The organism is Nocardia ninae NBRC 108245, from assembly GCF_007990755.1.
Taxonomy (GTDB): Bacteria; Actinomycetota; Actinomycetes; order Mycobacteriales; family Mycobacteriaceae; genus Nocardia; species Nocardia ninae.
On record NZ_BJXA01000092.1, the window covers coordinates 18,427 to 30,402 of the forward strand.

Below are 11,976 nucleotides of genomic sequence, written 5' to 3' on the forward strand. Positions count from 1 at the left end.
TAGGAGAAAATCCATGCCGCTCGTCACGCGCGTGACGGATCTGATCGGCCGCACGCCGCTGTTCGAACTGGCGGCCACCTCGACCGGCACCCGGTTACTGCTCAAGCTCGAGCAGTTCAACCCGACCGGCGCGGCCAAGATCAGAATGGCCCGCGAAATGGTGCTCGATGCGGAGCGGCGCGGGTTGCTGGGAAGTGGCGGGCATATCATCGAGTCGACATCCGGGAACACCGGACTCGGTCTCGCGGTAGTAGCTGCTGAACGTGGGTATCGCTTTACCGCAGTGGTCGATCATCACGCATGTAAGGACAAGCTGCGCGCTATGCGAGCAATGGGTGCGGAATTGGTGTTCGTCGCCGATGACGGCGACGACAACCTGGCCACCTCGGCCCGGGAAGACCTGGCCGAGGCGATGGCGGCCGCGCGGCCGGACGCGTACTTCACCGAGCAGCACAACAACGACGCCAACGCGGTCGGCTACTACACGGTCGCCGAAGAGTTGCTGGAGGACGTGGATCGGGTCGACATCCTGCTCTCCTCGGTCGGCACCGGCGGTTCGCTGTTCGGCACCGCGACCCGGCTGCGCCAACTCGGTTGTGTGCCACGGGTGATCGGCGTCGAGCCGGTCGGCTCGATCGCCTTCGGCGGCGAGGGCGGCCCGTACTGGCAGTCCGGCACCGGCACCCCGCCCGGCGCGACCATCGGTACCGCCGTGGATTACTCGCTGCTGGACGAGGGCGTGAAAGTGACCGACGTCGACGCCTTCGCGACCGCTCGCGCCGTCGCCGCTCAGCTCGGCCTGATGATCGGCGGCTCGGCGGGCGGGTCGGTGCACGCCGCGCTCAGCAGGCTCGACGAATTCCCGCCCGGCTCCACCATCGTCACCCTCGTCTGCGACGGCGGCGAGAAGTACCTGGACACCGTCTTCGACGACGACTGGATGGCCGAACGCGACCTGCTCGACCCCGCGGCCGAAGCCGAAGTGCTGGCGATGCTGCACCGCTACACCCCCACTGCCCGCCGTGCCGAGCTCGCGGAGGTTCGATGAAGCACTTGCTGACCGCCCCCGATCGGGGCGGCGAACGAATCGGTCTGCCGCGCACGGTAGTTTCGGGCGCCGCCCGATATGAGCGTGTGGAGGTGGCCCGGTGAATCTGTCGGGCTACCGGGCCGACAGCCGTCGGCTCACCGCGCTCGCGACGCCGATCGCGATGACGCAGTTGGCGCAGATCGCGGTGTCCACCACCAATATCGTGCTGATGGGCACGCTCGGCGTGCAACAGGTGGCCGCGGGTGGGCTGGCGATCGCGCTGTTCAACCAGATTCGCACCATGTGCGTCGGGCTGATCACCGCGAGCGGCAATCAGATTGCCACCGCGGTGAGTTCGGCGGGTAAGCGTGGCGAATCCCCCGACGAAGAGATCAAAGACGTACTGCGGTCGAGCTTTCTGATCGCCACCCTGGCCGGCCTCGTCGGTGGGGTCCTCCTCATCGGGCTCGGCTGGTCGTTGCAGTGGCTCGGCCAGGACGCCGGGGTGCTGGCCGACGCGCGTCCGCTGATGGTCGCGCTGGCGCCGGGTCTGTTGCCGTGCCTGTGGTTCCAGGTGCTGCGGCAGTACACCGTCGGCATGCAGCGCCCGCAGGCCCTGCTGCTGGTCACGCTCGGCTCGGTGGTGCTGAATCTGGTGCTCGCGCTCGGCTTCATCCACGGCCGCGCCGGACTGCCCGAGCTCGGCCTCACCGGTATCGGCGTGGCCACCTCGCTGGTCTTCCTCATCACCTTCGGCGTCTTCTGGGCGATGGTGCGCCGGGACCACCGGCTCGGCGCCACGCTGCCGCTGCGCCCGTGGCCGGTGCGGCGGTCCACCGTGCTCGCCGAGCTGCGCCTCGGTGGGCCGATCGCGCTCACCTACGGCTCCGAGGCGGGCATGTTCTCGGTGCTCGCGCTCGTCATGGGCAGCATCGGCCCGGCGGCGCTGGCCGCGCACAACGTCGTCTACCAGATCATCTACATCGTGTTCCAGGTCGCCATCGGCCTGTCGCACGGTGCGTCGATCCTGGTCAGCCACGCCGTCACCCGTGACGAGTACCAGCACGCCAGGGCGCTGGCCTGGCTCGCGCTGCGGCACGTCGGCGTGGTGGCCGCGATCACCGGCGCGATCTACGTGATCGCACCCGACCTGGTGCTGCGGCCGTTCCTGAACTCGAACGACACCAGCACAATTGAGATCGCGCACACCCTGCTGTTGATCGGCATCGTGCTGCAATTCTTCGACGCCGCCCAGAACATCGGCACCGGACTGCTACGCGGCCTGAAGGAGACCAACGCAGGCTTCCGCCTGTCGCTCGTCGGCTACTGGGGCGTCGGCCTCCCCGTCGCCCTACTGCTGGCCTTCCCGATCGGCCTCGGCGCGGCCGGCGTCTGGTGGGGGCTCACCGCAGGCCTGGCCACCACGGCCGTCCTCATGCTCCGCCGCTACTTCGCCATGCTCGACGCCAGGGAACGCGATCGCCCCCGGTTGATCCCGGAAGCTCCGGAAAGCCTCAGCAGTCCGAGCTGATCGGACGGGCGTCGCCGCCACCCGGCGCGACGCCCGTACCCGGGCTCGATCAGATGTGGACGCCGTAGTCGCGGGCGATGCCAGCGAGGCCGGAGGCGTAGCCCTGGCCGATGGCGCGGAACTTCCATTCGTTGCTGTGGCGGTACAGCTCGCCGAAGATCATCGCGGTTTCGGTGGAGGCGTCCTCGGTGAGGTCGTAGCGGGCCAGTTCGATGCCGGTCGACGCGTCCACCACGCGGATGAACGCGTTGCGGATCTGCCCGAAGGACTGGCTGCGCGCGTCGGCGTCGTGGATGGACACCGGGAAGAAGATGTTGGTGATGGTCGGTGGGGTGGCGGCCAGGTCGACGTTGATGACCTCGTCGTCGCCTTCGCCCTCGCCGGTCAGGTTGTCGCCGGTGTGCTCGATCGAACCCTCGGGGGAACGCAGGTTGTTGTAGAAGACGAAATGCTGATCCGAGAGCACCTTCAGATCAGGTCCGGTCGCCAGCGCGCTCGCGTCGAGGTCGTAGTCGGCGCCCGTGGTGGTGCGCACGTCCCACCCGAGGCCTACCGCAACCTTGGTGAGGTTGGCTGCCTGCTTAGACAGCGAAACATTTCCGCCCTTGGCCAATGTGACGCTCATGAGTCCCTTCCGTGCGGCCCGTTCGCGCCGCTTTAATCTCGATTATTGTCCGGCCCCGGACCTGTTACGCAGGTTCAGTTCTGACCGTCGGCCCACGCTCGGAGTGTGTTCACGCGACCCTCGAGTGCGTGCAGCTCGGCCGGGTCGAGCACGGTGCGCTGGATGCCGCCCGCCACCGCGAAGGCCGACTGCCGATGGTCGTCGATCGCCTCGACGTCGATGCGCACCGCGACGTAGTCGGCGGCGTCGGGCATCTGCTCGGCAATCACCCGCGCGGTGCCGCGTGCGCACAGCGCGACGTTGCCGCCGCCGAGGATCAGCAGCGCCACCTGCGGTCGCTCCCGCAGCCGGGCCAGCGACCCACGATCGAACTTGAGACTGAGCAGGATTTGCCGATCACCGGCGCGCACCGGCCAGGACACCGGGATCGCGTGCGGTCCGGGGTCGGTGGTCACCAGCACGGCGATCGTTTCCCGGGGCCATTCCGGTAGCACGTCCAGCTCGGGATGATCGTCGTGATGATCTGTCGAGTGGTCTTGACGTTGCGCGGGGCTCGCTCCGGCTGCCATCTTTCGTCACCTCATGGATCGTCGAGCGCGACGGGCTGTGCCGCGCTTGATAGCAGTCTAAAGTGCTGGGCCACTTGTCCGCTGGCGCTGGTCCCGATGTCCGGAGTGCTCTCAGCGGACTATCAGGCCGGGGCGAGCGCGCGGATGGGCAGGGTTGCCGCCCAGTCGCGGGCCATGTCCCGCGCGCGGATCTCGGTCGACGCGTCGTGGCGGGCATGCATCCCGACCTGCGTGGCGCCGCACTCGACGAGCCGTTCGGCCGCGATCTCCCCGCCGCGGTTGAAGGTGTCGCCGTAGATGCTGTCGCCGAGGCCGAACACGGCGAAGCGCAGGCCGGTCAGGTCGGGAGACGCGGCGGCGAGTTCGTCGAAGAACGACTCCGCACCGGTCGGCAGATCGCCGTCGCCGTAGGTGGAGCACACGACGACGTGGAAGTCGTGCGCGTCGAGGTCGTCGACGGCGAAATCGCTCATGTCGTAGACCGATACGTCGTATGCGGAGAGCGCGTCCGCGACGCTGTCTGCGACGGTTTCGGCGGTGCCCATCTCGGATCCGAACAGAATGACGACGCGCACAGCGTTGCGCTCCCTTCTCCGATCTATATTGGTGAGGCTATCCTAACTACGTCGTTCAAGTGGCGCTACCCCGTGAGGTTCGTTCACCTGCCGGTCATGATGACAATCACGGTGCGCGAACGCGCCATCCGGCGTACGCCCGCCCGCGAGGCCCGCGCGACCGGCCGCTATGCGATCGGCGCGGCAAAGGGCCACGCCAGAGGCAGCGGAACGGCAGCGGGTGGGACGGAGTGTCCCGATTGACGAAATGTCACCGTAGATGCATCATTCGTACAGTCCCCATTGTTGTCTGGGACATCTCTCTTCTGCCGGCCGATGATTGTCCGGCCAGCGTGCTGTCTCCCGTGCGCACGCTCGGTCGTTCGTCAGCCGCGCGCACGGATCCAGCACACCCATCCGACGCTTGTGCGTCCTGCCGTGAGTGAGGTGAAAACGAATGGTTAACCGATCGTCTGGAATCCGCGTGATCAATTCGTTCCCGCGCTACGGCATCGTGCCCCACTTCTGAATCCGACCGCGCCGGGCGCGGTGCTGCCCAGTCGGCGTCACGACGCCGGCGGTAGCGCCGCTCGGCCCCGGCGCGGTGCCTCGGAGCTGGGACCCAACGGTGCACGAACGGATGTGGAGAAGAAACTGATGATGGACATGGGGGCTGTGAACCCGACGGCAGTAGACATGGTGACCCGGCCGATGGCGGGCAACCTCGCCGTATCGGCTGCGATGATCGAGGATTTGGGCTGGCTGCGTAGCGAACTCGCGGCCGCCGAGGTGCCGTTCCTGCTGATCCGCGACAGCGGCGCACGACTCATGCTCGCGACGGACGCCGCACATCAGCTGATGGTGCGCCGGGTGACGGCCGCCGCGACAACCGCCGGCTTCGCGTGTACCGAGGTGCAGCACAACGTTTTCCGGCTCGGCCGCGACAGCGATCCGGCCCACCACGTCGAGCTGGAACTGTGGGAGTACCACGGCGACACGGTCGAGTGCCCGCGCCCGAACGCCCTCACCCGCAACGTATTCGACCTGGCCGATGTCGAACACACACAGGTGCTGCTGTTCGACCGCGCCTGGCCGACCCTGGTCGACATGTTCGCGCCACAGGCCACCGACGTGAACTTCGACATCGACCTGGTGTTCTCCTGGGTGGACGGCTCCGACCCGGAGTTCCGGGCCCGCCGCGCCGGGATGCTGGCGCAGGTGGTGGTCGGCGAGGGTGACGACGCCGACGCGCGCATCCGGCAGATCGACGAGCTGAAATACGCACTGCGGTCGGTGGACAAGAACGCGCCGTGGATCCGGCGGATCTTCATCGCCACCGACTCGACAGTGCCCGCCTGGCTGGCCGAGCATCCCCGGGTGACGGTTGTCCGTGCGCTGGACCACTTTTCGGACACCAGCGGACTGCCGACGTTCAATTCCCATGCGGTGGAATGCCAGTTGCAGCACATCGAGGGGCTCAGCGAGCACTTCCTGTACTCGAACGACGACATGTTCTTCGCCCGTCCGGTGCGCCCGTCGATGTTCTTCACCGCGGGTGGGGTCAGCCGGTTCATCGAGGCCGACACCAGGATCGGGCCGGGCGGAAACAACGAGCGGCGCAGCGGTTTCGAGAACGCCGCGCGGGTGAACCGGGAACTGCTCGCCGAGCGGTTCGGCCACATCATCACCCGGCATCTGGAGCACACGCCGGTTCCGTTGCGGCGCAGCGTGTTACTGGAGATGGAGGCCGAGTTCGGCGCCGACTTCGCGCGCACCAGGGCGAGCCGGTTCCGTTCGGCCACCGACATTTCCGTCACCAACTCGCTGTACCACTACTATGCGCTGCTCACCGGGCGCGCGGTGCCGCAGGAGAAGGCGAAGATGCGCTACGTCGACACGACCAGCCGCAAAGGGCTTGCGCTGCTGGACGGTATCGCCGAACGGCGTGATGTCGACTTCTTCTGCCTCAACGACGGAAGCTTCCCGGAGATCACCGAAACCGAACGGGTACAGGCGGTTTCAGAGTTCCTGTCCGGCTACTTCCCGGATCCGGCACCGTGGGAGCGGCTCAGCGCACCGTCTCGTCATCCGATTCCGGAGTCGTCGCCCGGCGCCGCATGACATGCGGGATGCGCGCGGCGGGCGGGATGACAATGCCCGCCGCCGCGAGCGTCTGAGCAGCCTCTTCGGCCGTCGCGGGCGAGCCGACCGTCGGACCCCGGTCGATCGGCACCACCGAGTGCACCACGGTGTCCGGGTAGATGTGTACGTAGTTGAAGGCCTGCGCGCCGTCTCGACCGCGCAGGCCGCCCTGCTCGACGCCGAGATCTTGGCTGTAGCAGGTCGCCGAGGCCACCGAGACCGGGATGCCCGCGAAGGTGGCGTTGGTGGAGAAGTGCAGGTGACCGGCCAGGATGGCCCGGACGTCGCTGCCGTCGAGCACGTCGGCCAGCCTGCGCTGGTCGCGCAGCTCGACGGTGACGGCCAGGTCCAGCACGCACGGGACCGGCGGATGATGCATGGCCAGGATGGTGCCGAACGGGGCGGGCTCGGCGAGCACCGAACGCAGCCAATCCAGCTGTTCGTCGGAGATCTCGCCGTAGTGGTGGCCGGGGACCGAGGTGTCCAGGGCGATGATGCGCAGGCCGTCGATCAGGTGGACGCGGTCCAGCGGCGCGGTCGATCCTCGTTCGCCGAGCAGCTTGCGGCGCAGGAGACTGCGGTCGTCGTGGTTCCCCGCGACCCACACGATGGGCGCTGGCAAACTTCTTGCAAATGGCTCGATCAAAGCCTTGAGCTTGTCGTACGCCGCGGGTTCACCCTTGTCGGTGAGATCGCCGGTGAACACGATCGCGGTCGGCTGGATCCGGCTGGCCGCGGCCTGCTCTAGTAACTGGCGTAATCGCTGGTCCGCGTCTACGTCACCGTACAAATCCCCGTCGCCGGCGATCACGTGGGTGTCGCTGAAGTGGAACAACACATGATCCGGTCGCGGGTGCTCCGCGACTCTGCTGATGTGCACCGGACCGAACGTCCTCCCCGGCGGTTTGCCCGCCATTGGCTTCGGATTCCACCGCCAGAATAGCGAAGGACTACTGACAGGTTTCCCGCCAGACGGTGACGACATGCTTTCGGGAAGGTGAGGTTTGGATGTCGAAATCCCGCCGAGGTGGGCCGACGTCGTCGCGCGCCGAATTGATCAGTGACGCGTCTCATAGCCGAATAGGGGTTTGATTCCGCGTGGCAGGCACCGGCGTGGCGCCACGGCTGAGGCCCTTGCGGCGTCTCGATGTGTCACGTGCGGGCGCTCCGGTCGGCGGCGCGGCCTTGCGGCATCGGCCATTCGCCCCCTGCGGACCGGCGTGCGGTTCAGCGGCGGCCGAGGGTGTCAGCCGCGCGGACTGCGTGCGGTTCAGCGGCGGCCGAGTGCGTCGGCGGCGCGAATCGCGTCGAGGGTCATCGCGGCATCGACGGTGAAGGGTTCGTTGTGGATCGTTTCGCCGGGTGCGGTGGCACGGATCGCGATGGCGGACAAGGTGTTTTCGTCGGCGTCGGCGAGGCCGAGCGCGGCGAGGGTGGTGGGCAGGCCGACTTCGGTACAGAAGTCGAGGACGGTATCGATCTCGTCGGCCGCGGCGCCTTCCAGCACCAACTGGGTGAGGACGCCGAAGGCGACCTTCTCGCCGTGCAGAAACGCGTGCGTCTGCGGGGCGGCGGTCAGTCCGTTGTGCACGGCGTGCGCGGCGGCCAGCCCGGAGGATTCGAAGCCGAGACCGGACAGCAGGGTGTTGGCCTCGACGATGCGCTCCAGCGCCGGGGTGACGGCGTGCTCGCGCACCGCGGCCAACGCCTGCGTGCCATCCGCCAGCAGCGTGTTGTAGCAGAGTTCGGCGAGGGCGGTGGCGCTGCGGGTGGACGCACCACCACGCATGTTCCGCACCCGCGCGGCCGTGCACGTGCGCGCCTCGAACCAGGTGGCGAGCGCGTCCCCCATGCCCGAGGCGAGCAGCCGGGCCGGCGCCTGGGCGATGGCGGAGGTGTCCACCAGCACTAGCGCCGGGTTGCGCCGGACCAGCTGATAGGTCTCGACTTCGCCTGCCGCCGTGTAGATCACCGACAGCGCGCTACACGGCGCATCGCTCGACGCCGTGGTCGGACAACTGATCATCGGCAACGCCAGATCGTCGGCGACCGCACGCGCCGAATCGAGCACCTTCCCACCGCCCGCCCCGAGAACCGCGGTGCTGCCGCTGTCCCGCACCGCCGCGGTGATCGTGGCGATCTCCGCTCTGGTGCACTCACCGCTCGAAAGATGCACGGTGTAAGCGATTTTCGCGTCGGTCAACGACCGCTCCCACGCCTCGGCCAGCAACCGCTGCGCGCTCCGCCCCGCCACGATCGTGACCGGCCCCTCGATCCCCAGCCGCGCCATCTCCGCGCCGAGCTGCTCGGTGGCCGCGCGCCCCTGCACGTAGTGCCCCGGCGACGAAAACACACTCAACATCCGAAACCTCCCGATCCCGAGCCGGGCTGTGCCGAATCCCGTGCACACCGCTGCCCGACCGCCGACGTTCGTTTCGTCAACGCTACGCGTCGGCCGCCCAGTAGTTGTACCAATCGTCGCTGGTGAGCGGACGGCGTTCCCCTCGGGCGGTTTCGGCGGCGTCTTCGGTGGCCTGGATGGTGGCGGCGAAGGCGAGGGTGGCTTTCCGGAGGCGTTCTTCGGCGCTGTCGGGGCCGCCGAGGTGGACGACGCGCAGATCCTCGGGGATCAGGTCGGCGGGGAGGCCGGCCTTGGTGCTGCGGTCGCGGATCTTTTCGGCCAGGGCCAGCGCGGGCTGGGCCATGGCGATGCCGTCGAGGCAGGAGCGGCGGGACTTTTCCGCGGATTTGCGTTCTTCCCAGGCACTTTCCTGTGCCGCGATCTTCTCTTCGAGGGAGGTGTCGGCGGCGAAGTCGGCGTCGCGCAGATAGGGGCTGCGGTTGACCAGCTTGGCGACCAGGACGGCGGCGACGTCATCGACGGTGAATTCGCCTGCCGCCTGGGCGATCCGGGAGTGGAAGAGCACCTGGAGCAGCAGGTCGCCCAGTTCTTCCTTGATGGTTTCGGCGTCGTTGTGCTGGATGGCGTCGAGGAGTTCGTAGGTTTCCTCGAGCAGATAGGGGCGCAGGGAGTCGTGGGTCTGGGTGACTTCCCAGCCGCCGAAATTCCACAGGCGGTCCATGACTTCCACAGCGCCGGTGAGACCGGCTGCCACCACAGCGGTATCGGACGGCTGGCTGGCGGCGGCGTGGCGGGCGGCCCGCAGCACCGCCTCGTCCCGGTCGGTACTCATCGGGCGGCCGACACCTCGGTCGCGGTGGTGAGATCTACTGCGCCCTGCGCCTTTCCGTCCAACGCGAGCAGCAGATCGGCGACGAATTGCAGGAGCACCACGTCGCGGACCCGCTCCGCCCCGACACTGTCTTCGACGCGCGGCAGCGGCAGCGAGATGACCCCGCTGGCCGCGCGGTAACTGGCGCTGGGGTAGATCCGCTTGAGGCGCATCTGCTTCGAGTCCGGCAGTTGCAGCGGCGAGACCTTGAGTGTTGTTCCGGTGACCGCGATTTCGGTGACTCCGTACTCGCGGGCCAGCAGCCGGAGCTTGGCGACCGAGACCAGGCGGCCGACCTCGACCGGCAGCGGGCCGTACCGGTCGACGAGCTCCTCGACCACCGACGCCAGGGTCGAATCGTCCTGCGCGGAGGCCAGTTTGCGGTACCCCTCGAGCCGGAGCCGGTCGCTGCCGATGTAGTCGGGCGGGATGTGCGCGTCGACGGGCAGGTCGATGCGCATTTCCTTGGGTTCCTCGGTGGTGATGGGCCTGCCGTCGGCGGCGGCCCGGTAGGCCTCGACGGCCTCGCCGACCAGCCGGACGTAGAGGTCGAAGCCGACGCCCGCGACGTGCCCGGACTGCTCGGCACCGAGCACGTTACCGGCGCCACGGATTTCGAGGTCCTTCATCGCCACGGCCATGCCCGCCCCGAGGTCGGAGTTCTGCGCGATGGTGGCGAGACGGTCGTAGGCGGTCTCGGTGAGCGGCTTCTCCGGCGGGTACAGGAAGTAGGCGTACCCGCGTTCCCGGCTGCGCCCGACCCGGCCACGCAGCTGGTGCAGCTGCGAAAGACCTAGGGCGTCAGCACGTTCCACCAGCAGGGTGTTGGCGTTGGAGATGTCGAGCCCGGTCTCGATGATCGTGGTGCAGACCAGCACGTCGAATTCGCGCTCCCAGAACCCTTCCACGGTGGACTCGAGGGCGTCCTCGTTCATCTGACCGTGCGCGACGGCCACCCTGGCCTCGGGCACCAGATCGCGAATCCGCTTGGCGGCCTTGTCGATCGAGGACACCCGGTTGTGCACGTAGAAGACCTGGCCGTCGCGCAGCAGTTCGCGGCGGATGGCGGCGGTTACCTGCTTGTCGTTGTAGGCGCCGACGTAGGTGAGCACCGGATGCCGCTCCTCCGGCGGGGTGAGGATGGTCGACATCTCGCGGATGCCGGCCAGGCTCATCTCCAGGGTGCGCGGGATCGGCGTCGCGGACATGGTCAGCACGTCGACGTGGGTGCGCAGCGCCTTGATGTGTTCCTTGTGTTCGACGCCGAAGCGCTGCTCCTCGTCGACCACGACGAGCCCGAGGTCCTTCCAGCGCACACCGGTCTGCAGCAGGCGGTGGGTGCCGACCACGATGTCGACGCTGCCGTCGGCCATGCCCTCCAGCACGGCGCGGGCGTCGGCCGGATCGGTGAATCGGGAAAGACCCTTCACGGTCACCGGGAAGCCCGCGACGCGTTCGGTGAAGGTCTGCAGATGCTGTTGCGCCAGTAGCGTTGTCGGCACCAGCACGACGACCTGCTTACCGTCCTGCACCGCCTTGAATGCCGCGCGCACGGCGATCTCGGTCTTGCCGTAACCGACGTCGCCACACACCACCCGGTCCATCGGGACCGGCTTCTCCATGTCCGACTTCACCTCGGCGATGGCGGTCATCTGGTCGACGGTCTCGGTGAACGCGAAGGCGTCCTCCATCTCCTGCTGCCACGGGGTATCCGGGCCGAACGCGTGACCCGGCGCCGCCTGGCGCGCGGCATACAGCTGCACCAGCTCGCCGGCGATCTCGCGAACCGCCTTGCGCGCCTTGCGTTTCGTGTTGGCCCAGTCCGACCCGCCCAGCTTGGACAGGCTGGGCAGCTCGCCGCCGACGTAGCGCGACAGCTGATCCAGCGACTCCATCGGCACGAACAGCCGATCGCCCGGCTGGCCGCGCTTGCCGGGCGCGTACTCGATGACGAGGTATTCCCGGCGGGCGCCGCCGACGGTGCGCTCGATCATCTCGACGAATCGCCCGATGCCGTGCTGATCGTGCACCACCATGTCGCCCGCGTTCAACGCCAGCGGGTCGACCTGGTTGCGGCGCTTGGCGGGCAGTCGTTTGCCGTCGCCGGGCGCGGTCATCCGGTTGCCGGTGAGATCGGATTCGGCGACGACGACCAGCCCGGCGTCGTCGAAGACCAGTCCGTCGTGCAGCGAACCGCACAGCACACCGACCACGCCGTTGCCGGGTTCGGCGCCCGGTTCCAGCGCGGCGGCAGGCACCTCGGCGTCGGCGAGGCGTTCCAGAATGCGTTGC

The 11,976-nt window shown here is 68.0% G+C and carries 11 protein-coding genes; 4 read left to right on the forward strand and 7 right to left on the reverse strand.

The window, feature by feature from the left end:
- The first annotated feature begins 13 nt into the window (after positions 1-13).
- Together NN4_RS38680 and NN4_RS38685 are read left to right on the forward strand one after the other, a co-directional pair.
- Positions 14-1,048: a PLP-dependent cysteine synthase family protein gene (locus tag NN4_RS38680; protein ID WP_147141647.1), complete on the forward strand. Its 1,035-nt coding sequence runs from the start codon at positions 14-16 to the stop codon at positions 1,046-1,048.
- Positions 1,049-1,148: 100 nt separating this feature from the next.
- Positions 1,149-2,561: an MATE family efflux transporter gene (locus tag NN4_RS38685; RefSeq protein WP_147141650.1), complete on the forward strand. Its 1,413-nt coding sequence runs from the start codon at positions 1,149-1,151 to the stop codon at positions 2,559-2,561.
- A gap of 49 nt (positions 2,562-2,610) precedes the next feature.
- On the opposite strand, the gene NN4_RS38690 is transcribed toward NN4_RS38685, so the two are convergent.
- From NN4_RS38690 to NN4_RS38700, 3 genes are all read right to left on the reverse strand, one after another.
- Complete coding sequence (locus NN4_RS38690; RefSeq protein ID WP_147141653.1) at positions 2,611-3,186, reverse strand: TerD family protein; 576 nt, start codon at positions 3,184-3,186, stop codon at positions 2,611-2,613.
- A gap of 74 nt (positions 3,187-3,260) precedes the next feature.
- Complete coding sequence (locus tag NN4_RS38695; protein ID WP_107659272.1) at positions 3,261-3,755, reverse strand: hypothetical protein; 495 nt, start codon at positions 3,753-3,755, stop codon at positions 3,261-3,263.
- Positions 3,756-3,877: 122 nt separating this feature from the next.
- Positions 3,878-4,330 carry a flavodoxin domain-containing protein gene (locus NN4_RS38700; RefSeq protein WP_147141656.1) on the reverse strand — a complete coding sequence of 151 codons (453 nt, stop codon included), beginning with the start codon at positions 4,328-4,330 and terminating at the stop codon, positions 3,878-3,880.
- 96 nt (positions 4,331-4,426) lie between these two features.
- On the opposite strand from NN4_RS38700, the gene NN4_RS45450 reads away from it, so the two are divergent.
- A complete protein-coding gene (locus NN4_RS45450; RefSeq protein ID WP_186818834.1) occupies positions 4,427-4,573 on the forward strand; it encodes a hypothetical protein in 147 nt (48 codons plus the stop codon).
- A gap of 393 nt (positions 4,574-4,966) precedes the next feature.
- Positions 4,967-6,430 (forward strand): stealth family protein, encoded by a 1,464-nt coding sequence (locus NN4_RS38705; RefSeq protein WP_147141685.1) that lies wholly within the window; start codon positions 4,967-4,969, stop codon positions 6,428-6,430.
- On the opposite strand, the gene NN4_RS38710 is transcribed toward NN4_RS38705, so the two are convergent.
- From NN4_RS38710 to mfd, 4 genes are all read right to left on the reverse strand, one after another.
- Positions 6,378-7,331 carry a phosphodiesterase gene (locus NN4_RS38710; RefSeq protein WP_186818835.1) on the reverse strand — a complete coding sequence of 318 codons (954 nt, stop codon included), beginning with the start codon at positions 7,329-7,331 and terminating at the stop codon, positions 6,378-6,380. The genes NN4_RS38705 and NN4_RS38710 overlap by 53 nt on opposite strands.
- 390 nt (positions 7,332-7,721) lie before the next feature.
- On the reverse strand, positions 7,722-8,813 hold the full coding sequence (locus NN4_RS38715; RefSeq protein ID WP_147141659.1) for a glycerol dehydrogenase: 1,092 nt from the start codon (positions 8,811-8,813) through the stop codon (positions 7,722-7,724).
- 82 nt (positions 8,814-8,895) lie between these two features.
- Positions 8,896-9,645, reverse strand: coding sequence for a nucleoside triphosphate pyrophosphohydrolase (locus NN4_RS38720; RefSeq protein WP_147141661.1), 750 nt, complete (start codon positions 9,643-9,645; stop codon positions 8,896-8,898).
- Positions 9,642-11,976 (reverse strand): transcription-repair coupling factor (gene mfd / locus NN4_RS38725; RefSeq protein ID WP_147141663.1); only part of this gene is annotated, 2,335 nt, incomplete at its 5' end. The genes mfd and NN4_RS38720, both read right to left, overlap by 4 nt.

Bases quoted from the DNA above. Each gene is read 5' to 3' on its own strand.
- NN4_RS38720 (WP_147141661.1), bottom strand. From the start codon at position 9,645: ATGAGTACCGACCGGGACGAGGCGGTGCTGCGGGCCGCCCGCCACGCC.
- NN4_RS38715 (WP_147141659.1), bottom strand. From the start codon at position 8,813: ATGTTGAGTGTGTTTTCGTCGCCGGGGCACTACGTGCAGGGGCGCGCG.
- NN4_RS38705 (WP_147141685.1), top strand. From the start codon at position 4,967: ATGATGGACATGGGGGCTGTGAACCCGACGGCAGTAGACATGGTGACC.
- NN4_RS38695 (WP_107659272.1), bottom strand. From the start codon at position 3,755: ATGGCAGCCGGAGCGAGCCCCGCGCAACGTCAAGACCACTCGACAGAT.
- NN4_RS38680 (WP_147141647.1), top strand. From the start codon at position 14: ATGCCGCTCGTCACGCGCGTGACGGATCTGATCGGCCGCACGCCGCTG.
- NN4_RS38690 (WP_147141653.1), bottom strand. From the start codon at position 3,186: ATGAGCGTCACATTGGCCAAGGGCGGAAATGTTTCGCTGTCTAAGCAG.
- NN4_RS45450 (WP_186818834.1), top strand. From the start codon at position 4,427: ATGATGACAATCACGGTGCGCGAACGCGCCATCCGGCGTACGCCCGCC.